Raw genomic sequence first — 16,651 nt, forward strand, 5'->3', positions numbered from 1 at the left:
AAATATTGAAAATGAAAAAAATTCTTGTTCCAACCGATTTCTCAAAAAATGCATATGCGGCTTTGTTTTATGTTACAAAACTATTTAGTGATGAAGCATTGCAAATAACAATTCTACATTCCTTTGGTGAAGAAGTAGGCAAGCTAACAAGCCGTGTGGATATTGGCCGTTCCGACAATATAATTGAAAAACTCTACCGTCAATCTAATGAGGATGGGGAGCAGCTGGTCCATAAAATCAAGCTCGACTCCTCTAAAGTTGCACACAATTTTGAAGTTATTTCCACGCCTGCGACTTTATCAAAAACTGTTAATAAATTAGTTTCTACCGAAGGGATAGATCTTGTGGTAATGGGAAGCAAGGGCCGCACGGGTGCCGAGGATGTACTCGTAGGAAGCACAACCGAGAAGATAACCAAGTCTTTGGAAGGTTGTCCGCTGCTCATTGTTCCCCGGGAGGTGGATTTCGTAATCCCTTCAAACATTGCCTTCGCCACAGATTACAATGATTTTTACCAACTTTCAAAGCTGCGACCAATAGTTCGGTTGGTACGGCAGTACAATTCAACTTTACATTTGGTACACGTGGGCAGTAAAAGTGAATTGGACACAAACCAACAACAAAACCTGGAGAAATACCAAAATGATCTTACTGAATATAATACACAGTTTCATTTCATCTCGAAAGGGGAAAGTATTTCTAAAACGTTGCACACTTTTATAGACAATAATACAATGGATTTATTGGCCCTGGTTTATCATAAACATGCTTTTTTAAAGCAGCTTTTCCGGGAGCCAGTAGTTAGTAGGGTAGGAAAACATACCCACATACCCACATTGGTAATTCCTATTAAAAAATAAAATTTCTAAAAATGAAAAAAAGAATTTTGATTCCCACAGATTTTTCAAAAAATGCCTGGAATGCAATAAAATATGCTATGGAGCTCTATAAAAGGGAATATGTGGAGTTTTTCATTATGCACACCTATTACCTTTCGGGGTATTCAAAAGAGAACTTATTGAGTCCGGAGCCTACTGAAAAAGATCTTAAAAAAGTTCAGGAAGCTTCCAAAAAAGATATGGAAAAGCTGAAGGTTCAAATGGGTTTTTATGAGGAAAATGACAACCATACATTTCATTATATGAATGAATTTGGGTCTTTTTTCGATGTACTGAAGAAAACTGTGGAAAAGCAAGACATAGAATTGGTAATTATGGGGACCCAGGGTGAAACGGACAATAAAACCGTGATTTTGGGAAGCAATGCCGTAAATGCGATGGAAAAAATACGAAATTGCCCAGTGCTTGCCATTCCTTCCAATGTGTTGTTCAAGGACCCCAATGAAATTGTATTCCCCACAAGTTTTAGAACCCATTACAAAGAAAAGGAGCTCGCTACATTGGTTGAAATCTCCCGCTGTACCAACTCCCCAATCCGTATTTTGCATATTCAAAAAGGGAAAAACCTTTCAAAAGCACAACTGGAAAATAAAGCTTTGCTGGAAAAAATTTTGGAAGCTGCCAGTTTCACCCATCATACTCTTTATGACATTGAAATCAATGATGGTGTACGCTGTTTTGTACAAAGCCGACAGAGCGAGATGATTGCCATTGTAAACAAAAAGCACAATTTCTTTGGAAGTGTGTTTTCAAACCCGATGGTCAAAGAACTCGGCAAGCACACTAATGTGCCACTTTTGGCGATGCACGATTTAAGAAATTAAACAAAATGGCAAAAAACCTCTCGGATATCGAAATCATAAAACATTCTGGCGAAAAGGCGAAGTTTTCAATTGAAAAATTAAAAACTTCGCTACGGAAAAGTGGTGCGGACGAAGCATTGGTTTACGAAATTGCAAATAATGTGCGCGATGAGCTTTACCAAGGTATTTCTACCAAAGAAATTTACAATCGTGCCTTTGCACTTCTCAAAAAAAAGAAAAAAGGCTACGCTTCAAAATATAAGTTGAAGAAAGCAATCTATGAGCTCGGGCCCACAGGTTTTCCGTTTGAAAAATTTATTGGGGCAATCCTTTTTTATAGCGGTTATGAAGTAAAAACTGGGCAATTTTTGCAGGGAAAGTGCGTAACCCACGAGATAGATGTAATAGCGCATAAAAATGGCCAATATGTAGTGGCGGAATGTAAATTCCACAGTGATGAAGGCCGAAATTGTGATGTGAAAGTGCCATTGTATATACACTCGCGCTATCGCGATATCCTTAATTTTTACGGGGATAGAAACCATGGGGAAAAACCCAATGAGGGTTGGGTAGTTACCAATACCCGTTTTACTGAAGACGCCATGAAATATGGTGCCTGCGTGGGGCTTTATCTTTTAAGTTGGGATCTCCCTAAAGATAATGGCATCAAGGACCGTATTGACCGTCTGAACCTTTATCCTATTACAGTTTCCACACTTTTAAGCCAACGCGAGAAACAGTTTCTGCTCAGTCGGGACGTGGTGCTATGCAAACAATTGTTAAATGATCATTTCTATTTGGACCATTTGGGAATATCACAAAAGCGGATAGAACGGATTTTAGAGGAGATTAAGCTTTTGTGCAAAAACCACTGATCATGAAAAAAATTAAAATTCATTTCTTCGGCGCAGCTGGAACCGTAACCGGTTCCAAATTTTTGATTGAAACCACGGAACAAAATATCTTAATTGATTGTGGAATGTTTCAAGGTGTTAAAGAACTGCGCGAAAAAAACTGGGAATATTTGCCCATTGATGTTTCAGAGATAGATGTAGTTTTGTTAACCCATGGCCACTTGGACCATACCGGTTATTTGCCGCGATTGATAAAACAAGGTTTTCGAGGAAAGATAATCGGTACTGCGCCAACGCTTGCAATTACGAAAATAATATTACTGGACAGTGCAAAAATTCATGAAGAAGAAGCGGAGAAGGCCAATGAAGAAGGCTATTCCAAACACAAACCAGCCGAACCTTTTTATAGCGTTGAAGAAGCTGAGGCTACATTTGGTTTTTTCCACGTTGAAGAAAAAGACCAGTGGATTGAACTTTCAGAAAGCATAAAATATCGGTTTCGGTATAATGGCCACATTCTTGGCGCCACTTTTATAGAACTAGAAATCTTTGGAAAAACCTTTTTGTTTTCAGGAGATATTGGAAGAGAACACGATTTGCTGCTTTTCCCACCCGAAAAACCAAAATGGGCAGACTATCTTTTTATTGAAAGTACCTATGGCAATAGGCTTCATCCACGGGAAAGCGTTTCGGAAAAACTGGTGGAACTCATCAACAAAACCATTCACAATCGCGGAAATTTGATTATTCCTTCCTTTGCGGTAGAACGTTTGCAGACGCTTATGTTTTTACTTTGGAAATTGTACAACGAAAATAAAATTCCAAACATCCCAATTTTTATTGATAGCCCGATGGGTAATAACGTGCTTTCTGTATTTCAAAATTTTCCGGATTGGCACAAACTGCCGTTGAAGGATTTCAACGCAATGAATAACAGAATGAACATTATTACTTCCTATAAAGAAACTTGGGAAACTATTGATAATCCGCAACCAAAAGTTGTTATAGCCGGTAGCGGAATGGTAACAGGTGGAAGGGTTTTGACCTATTTGAAGCAAATGATTGACAAAACAAACACCACCATTTTAATAGTTGGTTATCAAGCTGAAGGCACTCGTGGCCGCCAACTTTTGGAAGGAGCGTATGAGTTGAAATTCTTCGGAAAATATTATCCCGTAAAAGCTGAAATACATCATATTGAAAGCCTTTCTGCCCACGCAGACCAACAAGGGCTTTTGGATTGGACCAACAACATTAAAAACATCCCCGAAGAAACCTTCCTTATTCACGGCGAGCCGACAGCGCAGGATGCTTTTAGGGTAAAGTTGCATGATACTTATGGTTGGAAGGTGACTATTCCTAAATTATATGAGATTAAAGAAATTCTTGTAGAATCTTATTAAAAAAAATAAATAACAGCGTATAATTTTTATAGCTTCAAGGCTATCAGTTCATCATCTACATTGCTTCTTTATAAACAGTTTTTCTATTGTCTATCAATCTCTGGTATTGATAAAGCACACATTACATATAGAAAAATTTCACCTTAACAGATTAATTAAAATGTACAGTTTTCTGACATTGGTCATATACAGACCATTTGATGACGATGGTCATATTTACACTCTTTAATCGATTTTATCTTTACAAAAAATTAAAGAGTATATATTATGAGAACTTATAAAAAATTAAAACTAGCATTTGGAACCCTTTTATTAACTGCTTTAGCCCTACAAACTTCTTTGGCACAGACGTATCAATTAAGTAATGCTTCTTCTTCCTTAATAATAGATGGCACATCAAATATCCATGATTGGGATATAACTGCGGAAAATCAACAAGGAAAAATTGTGGTGGTTTTGGAGGATGGTAAACTTGTAAGGATTGATCAACTTGATTTTAGTGTTAAAGCTGAAAGTTTAAAAAGCGGAAAGTCCGGTATGGACAAAAACACCTATAAAGCTTTAAATACTGAAAAGCACAAGCAAATAGTGTATAAGCTAAAAAAGGTAAATGCTATTAACTGCACATCAAATAATAGCTGTAAGGTAACAACCAATGGGAGCCTTACAATAGCTGGCACTACTAATTCTGTTGATATCACATTCGATGTAAAGGTTGTAGGTTCTAAAATTATACTTTCTGGGAAAAAAACCCTTAAAATGACAGACTATGGTGTAGAACCCCCAACAGCAGTATTTGGAACAATTACCACAGGTGATGCCATCGATGTAAAATTTGAGTCAAATTTCATAAAACAATAAAAATAAATTTTAAAACAAAGTATTCACCCTTAAAATAATTAAAATGAAAACACTAGCCACTTATTTTTGTACCGTATTATTGATGCTTTTCGGCCTACAAACATTTGCACAAGTATCATTAACACGAGACTTGGACAATTTTAGATATCCCGACCAAAGAGGTATTAATCAATTTGAAGCTCCAAAAGACACCGCCTCCACATTTAATGGAGTAAATGTTCGCATAGGTGGGGCATCAACCATTCAGTTTCAAGCTTTAAACCATGAAAGTACAGGTGTACCTTTAGATGGAGATGGAAATCCGCTTGCACTTATTGAAATAGGGGATAATTTTAATTTACCAACAGCAAACTTAGATCTTGACGTTCATCTATATGATGGAGTGAGAATGCACTTACGAACCTATTTGTCTTCTCGCCACCACCCTGAACCTTATGTAAAAGGCGGCTATATCCAGATTGATAAGCTGAACTTTATAAGTGAAGGTTTTATGGAAGATTTAATGAAAAATGTTCGGATTAAAATTGGGCATATGGAAAATAACTATGGGGATGCCCATTTGCGAAGAAGTGATAATGCACAGGCTATTTACAACCCATTTGTTGGAAATCTTATAATGGACGCTTTTACTACCGAAGTAGGAGGAGAGGTTTATTATTTTAACAGTGGTTTCTTAGGTATGGTGGGTGTCACAAACGGTAAATTAAACCAATCTGTAGGCAACCCAGATACAACTGATCCATCGTTCATAGCTAAGTTAGGTTACGATAAGCAATTAAATGATGATTTGCGCTTTAGACTTACTGGTTCTGTATACCACACCAATAAAAGTGGCAATGCATATTTGTACCACGCAGATAGAGCAGGTTCAAGATATTACCTAGTGTTGGAAAACGAAGAGGCTTCAACTTCATCAAATTTTACCTCTGGTAGGTTTGCCCCTGGTTTTAGAAATGAGCTTACCGCTTTTATGATAAATCCTTTTGTTAAATATGGTGGCCTTGAATTCTTTGGAACCTTTGAAAAAGCCTCTGGAAAAGCAAATTCCGAACTTGATGACAGAACTTTCAACCAGTATGCTGCTGAGGTACTCTACCGTTTTGGTAATGAAGAGAATGTATATATTGGTGGACGTTATAACTATGTAGAAGGAGAAATGATGGGCGGAACCGATATTGATATTACAAGATTTAATCTGGCAGCAGGCTGGTTTATGACCAAAAATATCCTGGCTAAACTAGAATATGTAAACCAGAAATATGAAGGGTTCCCTTCTAACGATTTAAGAAACGGAGGTAAGTTTGACGGAGTTATGGTTGAAGCCGTAATAAGTTTTTAAAAATGCAATGTAATTAAAAAATAAGGTGGAGAAATAAAACTTCTCCACCTTTTTAAATTATAAAGCTATGAACCCTTTTATACTTTCCTGTTTGGTTTTTGTACTCAGCCTAAAGGGTTGGACACAAAATGATTTTAAGACAAAAACAGTTCAAATTCTTGCTAGTAGTGAACTTTTTATAAAAGGGGATACCAACATAAGCGAGTTTAACTGTAATTTTAATACCTTATATTTGGGTGAGTTTAAACATGTAACCTACTCCAAAAAAGAAAATGAAATCAGATTCAAGGATGCGATCCTTTCTTTAAAAAATAAGGGTTTTGATTGTGGCAATAGCGCTATAAATAAAGATTTTCATTCTCTGCTCAAAACTAAAGAGTATCCGATTATTACTCTTGAATTGACCGAAATAACTTTAAATGAACATAAAAAGGGCAAAGCTCACGTAAAAATTACCATTGCAGGAACAAAAAAAGAATATTCTTTTCCCATAGACTTTTTCTCTTCACCTACAAATCGTTATGTGGGTAAATTAAAATTGGACATTCGGGATTTTAATCTTGAACCTCCTAAAAAGTTGTTCGGGCTAATTGTAATTGATGAGAAGATTGAAATAAACTTTGATCTGGTGGCAGAAATTTTTTAATTGCGATCAAATTTTTATAACTATTAACAGTAAATGCGTTCATTAAGAGTGGTTTAACTTAGACATTTGTGTTATTTAATAGTTAATAAAAACAATAATAACGCAAATTTTATTTGCTAAAAACAACTACTTAAAATAATTGTAATACTGCTCCAGATTAATTTTAATACTTGATAAAACTTTGTTGCCATCCGCTATAGTCGATACCTTACTCAAAATCTCAATTTTTTCAATTAGCGGATGTAAAAAAATATGAAGGTTATCGTGTGGTGCACCTTTCATAGTACATTCTCTAACTACAACGTTTTTTACTTCATTAAGCTTTTTTGCAAGTAGGTGAAAGTCTTCCACGGAAGTCGTTTCATTGGTTTTAATCAACTCAATCATTTTGGCCACACCTTCTGTTGTTTCAGTATTTGCGCTCCATTTTCTACCATTATCTAGGGTTATTTCATTTACCCAGGAATTTTCGAATGTGTGCTGTTCATTATTAATATCCTGTTCATCTAACCCCTCAATAGTTTCTCTTTCTTCGGATATGGATGGCTTATGATTGGGTTCTTTACAATTTGAAAATAAAGCGGAAATGAGCCCTAGTGTTAAGATTGTTTTTTTCATAATAATATATTTTTCCTTGTGCCTTTTAATGGTGATCTAGTTTATATATCAAAAAAAGTATTTTTTCGGTAACCTATTTATGATTATAATCATAATTAAAATTTTTGAAAATGGGACACTTTGTTTCTAACTTAGGAGTTTGAAACAGAGAACCGTATATTTACATACCACATATTAATTTTAATCAATTAAATACCTCTAAGATGAAAATGCGCCTCATTTTTTCCTTTGTTGTTTGTACATTAATCGGTTGTTCAAGTAGCCGTTTGGTTGATGAATATAGAGATACAGAAACTCCAAATTTTCAGGCAAATAAAGTGTTGGTAGTTGGTTTAACACCAGATGGGGGGCTTCAGCGGCAATTTGAGTACAGCCTGCAACAAGCCTTGGAAAAGGAAGATGTAATTGCCGTAAAAAGTGTTGATTATTTTAAAAGTACCTTTTTTGAAAACAATCAAACCGAAGAAAATTTAAAAAATATTGAAAATGAACTTTTAACTGCAGGTTTTGATGCTGTGCTTTTTTCAAAAGTTACCGGACAGGAAAGTATGGTCACAATCGCTCAATCTTATAGAAACCTTACAAAATCCTTTGAATCATTCAGTGATTATTATAAGGAAAATAGACCTGTGTATGGTAATGAGCAGAGCGAAGACTATCCAGTTTATAATACCGAAACTTCATTGTACTGTCTCTGCCCCGGCAAGGAGCGTGAACTAATCTGGCGGGGCAAGATAAACATTGTCAATCCGCCGGGAGCTGCATCCACAATTCGTGATTATGTAAAAACAATTGTGAAAACGCTAAAAAGGAATAACCTTCTAATTGCAAATTAGTTTACTCGTGAAGTACCAACAGTGGTACAAGTGACCCATATTTGATTTTTGAGGTTTCTGAGCCAAATATAAAACGATCGAGAAAATTTTTGCGCTCCACTATCATGGCATGCAGTTGAACGGGAATTAACTGCTCAAAGGCATTAATGGCCATTGATGCGGGTATATTTTTAATAGAAAAACGTTCAAAACCTATTTCTTTGAATACCTCTTCAGTATGGTTCCTTTGCGAGGACAGTTCAATACTTTCTTCCTCTATTTCAAGAATTTTTAAGGAGGCGTTGTGTTTCTTTACTATTTCCGAAATGATATTGAGCGATTTGTGTGCTAAATCATATTGATAATTTAGCGATAGCAAAACAGAATTAATTTTTTCAAAAACAAAATCTTCAGGAATCACAATAACGGGACAATCCACGTTTCGTATAATTTTCAAGGTATTACTTCCAAAAATAACCTCTGCAGCACCTGTTGCACCGTTGGATCCCATTATTATTAAATCAATATTGTTTAACGCTACAGCTTGGTTTACAGCATCCACAATATTGTCAAAATCAATTTTTGGAACAAAGGTGAATTCCTCTCCTTCCGAAATTGATTCACAATATTGGACCATTTTTTCCAGCTCCTTTTTATTATCGTTCAAAATGCCTTCATAAACCGATGCACCAGGAGCACCATAAAGAACATCGGCAGTTATATAGCCCGAAGTTTTTTGCGAGTTGAGAATATGAAACGTACACTTTTCAGCTTCAAAAAATTTCAGAGCATACCTAATCGCATTCCTTGAGTTTTTTGAAAAATCTGTGGGTAAGAGTATGTTTTTCATCTTTTTGATTTTCTTCAAAAATAATTTTTATAATCAATATTTAAAATGATTTTAATCATAATTAAAGGGATTGAAAATCAAAATCTTTGTCCTTTTCATAAGTTTTATTGGGCTAGGAATTAGAGACAAAAAATAAAAGATAAAAATATCCTTATATGATAAAAATCATATTTTATAAAACGGTTCACCACTAAATTTGTCATATAAATTAATCTTAACTACTATGAAAATTATAATGAAATCCCTAGCCGCGATAGCAATCCTAACCTTGATAAGCTGTGGCGGAAAAGAAGAAAAAAAGAATGATAGCATCCAGATTGGCCAAAAGCCTGCAGCTACCGAAACCCCTAAAGAAGAACCAGCCTCAACGGAAAAACCTTCAGAGATGGTTGACTTAACCAATAAGGGTATTGGCCCAATTAAAAATGTAGAGCTTTCACCGGAAATAGACCAGGCAATGGCTGCCAAAGGAATGGAAGTTTATAAAACAAAATGTATGGCTTGCCACAAGCCCGACAAAAAGTTTATTGGTCCGGCACCAACTGGAATTTTAAAAAGACGAACTCCAGAGTGGATTATGAATATGATCTTAAACCCAGAGGAAATGACCCAAAAAGATCCGCTGGCGCACGAACTTTTAAAAGAGTTTAATGGTTCACCGATGGCAAATCAGGGACTCTCCGAAGAGGAAGCCAGACAAGTATTGGAATATTTTAGAACGCTTTAACACATACTTAAATAACCAACCCCTTGCAGGGTCTTAGAACCTGCAAGGGCTAAAACCAGAACCAATATGAAAACCTTTATTAAACTGCTATTTTTTTCAGCTGCGATCCTTGTTTTAGCAGCCTGTAAAAATGAATCTACCGAAGGTAATGCAACTGTTTCAGACAGTGCTGCAACGCCTGGCTCCACTTCAGAAAAACAAGGTCAGGCATTTATTGAGAATGACGAATCAAAACCGAATGTACTCCAAATTGCAATTGGCTCTCCAGACCACAGTACACTTGTAGCCGCAGTACAAGCAGCAGAATTGGAAAACGCTTTGGTGAATGCAGGGCCCTTAATGGTTTTTGCTCCTACCAATGCAGCCTTTGATGCATTGCCAGCGGGAACTGTGGAAGATCTTTTAAAGCCAGAAAACAAAGATAAACTGGCATATATTTTAAAAAACCATGTTACGCCGGGTAACTATTCCAAAGATTTTTTGAAGAAATTTAAAAAATTGGGACAGGCAAGCAATGAAAACGTTTCCGTGGAGGTAAAAGGAGATGATGTATTTGTGGGCGGTGCTAAAATTATAGCAAGCGTGCCAGCCGGTAACGGTATTGTACACGTGGTTGATAAAGTGATATTACCAGCAAACTAATCGATTGAATAATATAAATTAAAAACAATGAGAAAAACAATTAATATCTTGGTTTCACTTATTATGGTTGCCGGTTTGGTAGGCTGTAACAATGGTGGAAACAAAAAAGGAAACAAGGGGCAAGGTGGTTTAGCTACCAACGCCGCTGAAAAAGTGTATGTAGCTCCTGGGGAGCATGATGAATTTTACGCCTTTATTTCTGGAGGTTTTAGTGGGCAGCTTTCTGTTTATGGCTTACCATCAGGGCGTTTGTTCAAAGTGATTCCTGTCTTCTCCCAAGATGCTGAAAAAGCTTGGGGTTATAATGAGGAAACCAAACCAATGTTAGAAACTTCATTCGGTTTTGTGCCTTGGGATGATAGTCACCACCCAGACATTTCACAAACGAATGGTGAATTGGACGGACGTTGGGTATTCATAAACGGTAACAACACGCCGCGTATTGCACGTATTGATTTAACCACTTTTGAAACTGCTGAAATTATTGAAATTCCAAACAGTGCCGGTAACCACAGTTCTTCTTTCATTACAGAAAATACCGAATATGTTGTTGCAGGAACACGTTTTTCAGTGCCCGTGCCACAGCGAGATATGCCGATTAAGGAATATAAAGGAAACTTTAAAGGCGCCCTTTCATTTATTAGTGTAGATCAAGAAACCGGCCGAATGGGCATTAAATTCCAATTGATGATGCCTGGGTTTGATTACGACCTTTCGCACCCTGGACGCGATAAATCACACGGATGGTTCTTCTTTACAACCTATAACACTGAAGAGGCAAACACTCTGTTGGAAGTAAACGCTTCACAAAACGATAAAGACTTCATTGCAGCCGTAAACTGGAAGAAAATAGAAGAGTACGTAAACAATGGCGGCGGAACAAAAGTTCCAGCAAAATATGCGCACAATGTTTACGATGATGAAACACATACTGCCACCTCTACTATGATGGATGAAGTACTTACAGTTAATCCACTGGATGTTCCCGGAGCTGTTTACTTTCTTCCTACCCCTAAATCACCACACGGTTGTGACGTAGATCCTACGGGAGAATACATTGTAGGTAACGGAAAACTTTCTGCCGATTTAACAGTGCACTCGTTTACCAAAATGCTTGATGCAATCGAAAACAAGAAATTTGATGGGGAGGCTTACGGTATTCCAATCTTGAAATTTGAAGATGTACTTGCCGGGACTGTAAAACAACCAGGCTTAGGCCCATTGCACACCGAGTTTGATGGTAAAGGGAACGCTTATACAACATTCTTCATTTCTTCTGAAGTTGTAAAATGGAAAGTAGGAACTTGGGAAGTTGTAGATCGTCAGCCAGCATACTATTCCGTTGGGCACGGTATGATCCCTGGTGGAAACTCACGCAAGCCTTTTGGAAAGTATTTTGTGTCTATGAACAAGATTACGAAAGACCGCTACTTACCAACAGGACCAGAGGTTACCCAATCGGCCCAGCTGTATGATATTAGTGGCGATAAGATGGAACTTTTGCTGGATTTCCCAACAATTGGTGAGCCACACTACGCTGCCGGTATTCCAGCAGATATTGTTGCAAAAAATTCTAGACAAATATTTAAACTTGCCGAGAACAAGCACAAATATGCCACACTTTCTGATGGCGATGCAAGGGTAGAGCGCAATGGAAACGAAGTTCATATTTATATGACGATGATTCGAAGTCACTTCAATCCAGATAATATTGAAGGTATAAAAGTGGGCGACAAAGTTTATTTCCACGTCACAAATCACGAGCAAGATTACGACGTGCCCCACGGTGTGAGCATGATTGGGGCAAATACTTCTGAATTGCTTATTATGCCAGGCCAGACCGAAACCTTTGTTTGGGAGCCTAAACAGGCCGGAGTATGGCCGTTTTATTGTACTGATTTCTGTTCTGCGCTGCACCAAGAAATGCAAGGGTATGTTCGCGTAAGCCCAGCAGGTTCCAATACAGAGCTTAAATGGTCTTTAGGAGAAGATTAATAAAGAAGTTTTTAGTTGTGAAAATACTGGATTAGTGAAGATGGTATTTTCAAAGGAAAGACGGGGGGTTCGTTGATTTCCCCCCGTCTTTAAAAAAAACCTAAGACCTTGTCTTTTACCTAAATATTAAATCAGCTATCTGCACAAACGCTTAAACAGAAAAACCAACCGTACTGATGTTTAAGATTTAAAATCCAACAAAATGAGAAAAGCAGGAATATTAATGATAATTGGCTCTTTGTTGCTATTGGGTCTGTTTAAATTTCCATTATGGAATATTATGTTGGGCGCACCTCAATATCCAGATCCGCTTGGAATGGATATTTATATTGAAGGGATAAAAGGCGTTCAGGAATTTGACATAAAAAATATTGACGGGCTAAACCATTACATTGGTATGAAAACCATACCACAGCCTGAAGATATGTGGGAGTTTGAAGTGTTTCCTACAGTTATCGCTATTATGGTTGCAATTGGCGTAGTTATTGGCTTGCTTGGTTTCTTCGGAAAAGTAAATTACAAGTGGTTTCTGGGGTGGTTCATTTTAATGTCAGTGTTGGGAATACTTGGAATGTATGATTTTAACGCTTGGCTCATTGACTATGGTACCAATCTAGACCCAAAAGCCATTATGAAATTGTTAAATCCAGACGGTACCCCTATGACTTATAAACCACCTCTTATAGGCTATCAAAAGATGCTTAACTTTGATGTAGATTCATGGCCGGCAACAGGCGCATATATGATGTTTGTGGGTATGATGCTAACGGTCGTAGCTTTCTTTGTTGGAAAGAAAGAATATAAAAAATTAAGAAAAATTAAACCTTAAAACAGTAACTGCATAATGAAACTTTTTTTCTTGTTAAGTATAATTACCGTGTTGCTTGTATCGTGCAACGTAAGTCCACAGCATATAGAATATGGAACCGACGCCTGCCACTACTGTAATATGACCATTGTGGACCGTCAACACGCGGCACAGCTTGTGACGACTAAAGGAAAAGCCTTTAAATATGATGCCATTGAGTGTATGGTCCATTCCTTACAGGATGATAAAAATGATTCAGAAATTGCGCTCTATTTAGTTGCCGATTTTAACCAAGCAGGGCAGTTGATAGACGCTACTATGGCTTTCTATCTAGTGAGTGAACAAATTACCAGCCCCATGGGTGCAAATCTTTCTGCTTTTGAAAATGAAAAATCTGCCCAAAACGCAAAGCAAAAATTTACTGGAGAAGTATTTTCTTGGGAAAAAATTCAAAAGCATTTAAAACAATAATGTAAAATCTTAAGTAAAAATCCCGACTAAACAAACCCTTTTTTTAATTAGTAGTCTTATCTTAAAATTGAAACGCACACTTCAAATATTCACTTTTATTTTCTTTGTTTTTTATTTCGCTCAAGGCTGGACAAAAACAATAACTGTTTGCCAGAACTGTACAATAAAAACAATTCAGGAAGGAATAAACCAGGCTTCGGAAGGAGATACGGTTGTGGTGAAAAAAGGAAGATACCCAGAATTTAATATAACCATAGACAAAAGCCTTATTTTGCTGGGAGAAAACCTTCCCATTATTGATGGTCTTGACAAAGGCGAAATCATCAAAATTGTGGCAGACAATGTTACTGTTGATGGTTTTAAAATTATAAACGTGGGCACGAGCTATACTTCAGATTACGCTGCGGTTAGAGTAATAAAAAAAGATGGTTTTTTGATCCAAAATCTGGAACTCGAAAAACTTTTCTTTGGAATATATCTAGAAAAAGCCAATAACGGAAAAGTGCTGAATAACACCATAAAAGGCGATGCCGTGAACGAATACAATTCCGGCAACGGCATACAGCTTTGGTACTGCAAGAATGTTGAGGTTAGTGGAAACAACGTTCAGAACGTTCGCGACGGAATCTATCTGGAATTTTCAGACAATATTATAATCAGCCACAATCTTAGCCGGAACAACCTGCGGTACGGGCTGCACTTTATGTTCAGCAACAACGATATTTATGAATACAATACTTTTGAGAACAATGGGGCAGGTGTGGCAGTCATGTTTTCGAAATTTATTGAAATGAATAATAATGTCTTTATGGAAAATTGGGGAACTGCTGCTTTCGGACTTCTTTTGAAAGAAATTAACGATGCCAAAATAACAAACAATGTTTTTAAAGAGAACACCGTGGGAATAAACATTGAAGGCAGCAACCGTATTGCTTATAAAAACAATAATTTCATAAGTAATGGTTGGGCAATAAAAGTGCGCGGTGCTTGCTACACCAACATTTTTGAGAATAATAATTTCCTGTATAATTCTTTCGATATTTCATACAATAGCAACCTGAACGACAATAAGTTTAGCCATAATTTTTGGAGCAATTATACGGGTTACGATTTGGATAAAAATGGCATTGGCGATGTACCGTACCGTCCCGTAAAACTGTTTTCCTATATCGTAAACCGTACTCCGGAAACCATCATTCTGCTGCGAAGCCTGTTTATAGACATTATAGATTTTTCAGAAAAAGTTTCCCCCGTTTTTACTCCTGATAATTTGGTAGACGAAAACCCAAAAATGAAGCCCATAAAACATGATAGAAGTTAAGAATTTATATAAAAAATTTGGCAAGAACGAAGTGCTCAAGGGCATCGACCTCACTATTGATCGCGGTGGAATATTTTCCGTACTCGGCCCAAACGGGTCTGGAAAAACCACGCTCATAAAATGTATTTTGGGAATGGTTTTGCCAGATTCGGGACAAATTTTCATCGATGGGAAACCGTTGAAAAACAATTTCAAGTACCGAAATGAAATAGACTATCTGCCACAAATAGCAAACTTTCCGGGCAATTTGAAAGTGAGCGAACTTATTGATATGATCAAGGATCTGCGCGATGCCAAAGCAACAAAAGATGTAGAATTGATCGAACTGTTCAAACTGCAACCTTTTCTCAATAAAAAACTGGCAAACCTTTCCGGCGGCACGAAACAAAAGGTGAATTTGGTACTGACATTTATGTTTGACAGTCCTTTGATAATCCTTGATGAGCCCACGAGCGGTCTCGATCCAATTTCACATTTACGGTTAAAGAATCTAATTTTTTCCGAAAGGGAAAAAGGCAAAACTATTTTGGTAACCTCACACATTTTAAGTTTTGTGGAAGAAATTGCCGACGAGATTGTTTTTCTTTTGGAAGGAAAAATTTATTTCAAGGGTAGTATTCCAGATTTGAAGGCAAAGACCGAACAACCCGATTTTGAACACGCCATAGCCTCCATTTTATCCTCAAGTTATGCTTAAAATATTAAAATACAGTTTTTACGATTTAATGCGCAGCCGCTGGAGCTACGTCTATTTTCTCTTCTATTTATTGCTTGGCGTTGTACTTCTATTTTTGAACAACGATCTATCAAAAGCGGTGATAACCCTAATGAACGTTATCATTATTTTGGTGCCGCTCATCGGGACCATTTTTGGGGTCATGTATTATTACAACTCCCGCGAATTTACCGAACTGCTTTTGGCACAGCCCGTAAAACGTAGTTCTATTTTTCTCGGTCAATATTTTGGAGTGGCAACCTCCCTCTCCATGAGTTTGGTCATTGGCCTCGGAATGCCTTTCGTTTTCTACGGCATTTTTAACAGTAGCGCTATTTGGGATTTTTCACTCTTGCTTGTAACCGGCGCGTTTTTGACCTTCATTTTTACCGCGTTGGCTTTTGTGATAGCACTTTCAAACGAGAATAAAATCAAAGGTTTTGGTTACGCCATACTTTTGTGGTTGTTTATGGCAGTAATTTATGATGGCATCTTTTTAATGTCGCTATTATATTTTGAGGATTATCCGTTGGATAAATTTTCACTTATCGCAACCATGCTAAACCCGGTAGATCTTTCGCGGGTTTTGATACTTTTAAAACTTGATATTTCTGCCCTTTTGGGATATACCGGTGCCGTTTTTCAGAAATTTTTTGGAACCAGTTTAGGTTTGACGCTCTCTTCTGTATTGTTGACCTTATGGGTTTTAGTTCCTACTTTCTTTATTTGGAGAATTGCTAAGCGGAAGGATTTTTAATTGATTTTTTATATGATATTGATACCTGTTATTATAACGTGATATTATTTCAATAATTGGAGACAACCCACAAAAAATAACGTTTTATAGCTACTTTATCAGCATCGAATAAAACATTTTCCCTTTT

The 16,651-nt window shown here is 37.0% G+C and carries 18 protein-coding genes; 16 read left to right on the plus strand and 2 right to left on the minus strand.

Annotated features, from left to right (window positions below):
* Positions 1-11 precede the first annotated feature (11 nt).
* From JK629_RS10685 to JK629_RS10715, 7 genes are all read left to right on the plus strand, one after another.
* Positions 12-860, plus strand: coding sequence for a universal stress protein (locus JK629_RS10685; RefSeq protein WP_202335610.1), 849 nt, complete (start codon positions 12-14; stop codon positions 858-860).
* An 11-nt stretch (positions 861-871) separates the two neighbouring features.
* On the plus strand, positions 872-1,723 hold the full coding sequence (locus JK629_RS10690) for a universal stress protein (protein WP_202335611.1): 852 nt from the start codon (positions 872-874) through the stop codon (positions 1,721-1,723).
* Positions 1,724-1,728: 5 nt separating this feature from the next.
* Entirely contained in the window at positions 1,729-2,577 is an 849-nt protein-coding gene (locus JK629_RS10695; RefSeq protein WP_202335612.1) for an ATP cone domain-containing protein, read from the plus strand.
* Between the two features lie 2 nt (positions 2,578-2,579).
* Complete coding sequence (locus JK629_RS10700; protein WP_202335613.1) at positions 2,580-3,959, plus strand: MBL fold metallo-hydrolase RNA specificity domain-containing protein; 1,380 nt, start codon at positions 2,580-2,582, stop codon at positions 3,957-3,959.
* Between the two features lie 267 nt (positions 3,960-4,226).
* Positions 4,227-4,820, plus strand: a complete 594-nt coding sequence (locus tag JK629_RS10705) for a YceI family protein (RefSeq protein WP_202335614.1) — start codon at positions 4,227-4,229, stop codon at positions 4,818-4,820.
* 43 nt (positions 4,821-4,863) lie between these two features.
* Complete coding sequence (locus tag JK629_RS10710; protein WP_202335615.1) at positions 4,864-6,159, plus strand: hypothetical protein; 1,296 nt, start codon at positions 4,864-4,866, stop codon at positions 6,157-6,159.
* A 67-nt stretch (positions 6,160-6,226) separates the two neighbouring features.
* Positions 6,227-6,805: a YceI family protein gene (locus tag JK629_RS10715; protein WP_202335616.1), complete on the plus strand. Its 579-nt coding sequence runs from the start codon at positions 6,227-6,229 to the stop codon at positions 6,803-6,805.
* A gap of 126 nt (positions 6,806-6,931) precedes the next feature.
* Here JK629_RS10715 and JK629_RS10720 read toward each other — a convergent pair whose 3' ends face one another.
* A complete protein-coding gene (locus JK629_RS10720; RefSeq protein ID WP_202335617.1) occupies positions 6,932-7,423 on the minus strand; it encodes a hypothetical protein in 492 nt (163 codons plus the stop codon).
* A 203-nt stretch (positions 7,424-7,626) separates the two neighbouring features.
* Between JK629_RS10720 and JK629_RS10725 the strand changes: the two genes are divergently transcribed.
* Positions 7,627-8,259 (plus strand): hypothetical protein, encoded by a 633-nt coding sequence (locus JK629_RS10725; protein WP_202335618.1) that lies wholly within the window; start codon positions 7,627-7,629, stop codon positions 8,257-8,259.
* Between the two features lies 1 nt (position 8,260).
* Here JK629_RS10725 and JK629_RS10730 read toward each other — a convergent pair whose 3' ends face one another.
* Entirely contained in the window at positions 8,261-9,088 is an 828-nt protein-coding gene (locus tag JK629_RS10730; RefSeq protein WP_202335619.1) for a universal stress protein, read from the minus strand.
* A 223-nt stretch (positions 9,089-9,311) separates the two neighbouring features.
* Here JK629_RS10730 and JK629_RS10735 point away from each other — a divergent pair, with 223 nt between their 5' ends.
* From JK629_RS10735 to JK629_RS10770, 8 genes are all read left to right on the plus strand, one after another.
* Entirely contained in the window at positions 9,312-9,815 is a 504-nt protein-coding gene (locus JK629_RS10735) for a cytochrome c (protein WP_202335620.1), read from the plus strand.
* 66 nt (positions 9,816-9,881) lie between these two features.
* Positions 9,882-10,457: a fasciclin domain-containing protein gene (locus JK629_RS10740; RefSeq protein ID WP_202335621.1), complete on the plus strand. Its 576-nt coding sequence runs from the start codon at positions 9,882-9,884 to the stop codon at positions 10,455-10,457.
* Between the two features lie 27 nt (positions 10,458-10,484).
* Positions 10,485-12,452, plus strand: coding sequence for a Sec-dependent nitrous-oxide reductase (gene nosZ / locus JK629_RS10745; protein WP_202335622.1), 1,968 nt, complete (start codon positions 10,485-10,487; stop codon positions 12,450-12,452).
* Positions 12,453-12,654: 202 nt separating this feature from the next.
* Complete coding sequence (locus JK629_RS10750) at positions 12,655-13,281, plus strand: hypothetical protein (RefSeq protein WP_202335623.1); 627 nt, start codon at positions 12,655-12,657, stop codon at positions 13,279-13,281.
* Between the two features lie 15 nt (positions 13,282-13,296).
* Positions 13,297-13,731 carry a nitrous oxide reductase accessory protein NosL gene (locus tag JK629_RS10755; RefSeq protein ID WP_202335624.1) on the plus strand — a complete coding sequence of 145 codons (435 nt, stop codon included), beginning with the start codon at positions 13,297-13,299 and terminating at the stop codon, positions 13,729-13,731.
* A gap of 67 nt (positions 13,732-13,798) precedes the next feature.
* Positions 13,799-15,052 (plus strand): nitrous oxide reductase family maturation protein NosD, encoded by a 1,254-nt coding sequence (locus JK629_RS10760; protein ID WP_394369416.1) that lies wholly within the window; start codon positions 13,799-13,801, stop codon positions 15,050-15,052.
* Positions 15,039-15,749 carry an ABC transporter ATP-binding protein gene (locus JK629_RS10765; protein WP_202335625.1) on the plus strand — a complete coding sequence of 237 codons (711 nt, stop codon included), beginning with the start codon at positions 15,039-15,041 and terminating at the stop codon, positions 15,747-15,749. Before JK629_RS10760 ends, JK629_RS10765 begins: the two co-directional genes overlap by 14 nt.
* On the plus strand, positions 15,742-16,524 hold the full coding sequence (locus JK629_RS10770; RefSeq protein WP_202335626.1) for an ABC transporter permease: 783 nt from the start codon (positions 15,742-15,744) through the stop codon (positions 16,522-16,524). The genes JK629_RS10765 and JK629_RS10770 overlap by 8 nt, the downstream gene beginning before the upstream one ends.
* Positions 16,525-16,651: the final 127 nt, after the last annotated feature.

The organism is Aequorivita iocasae, assembly GCF_016757735.1.
In the GTDB taxonomy this organism is placed as follows: domain Bacteria; phylum Bacteroidota; class Bacteroidia; order Flavobacteriales; family Flavobacteriaceae; genus Aequorivita; species Aequorivita iocasae.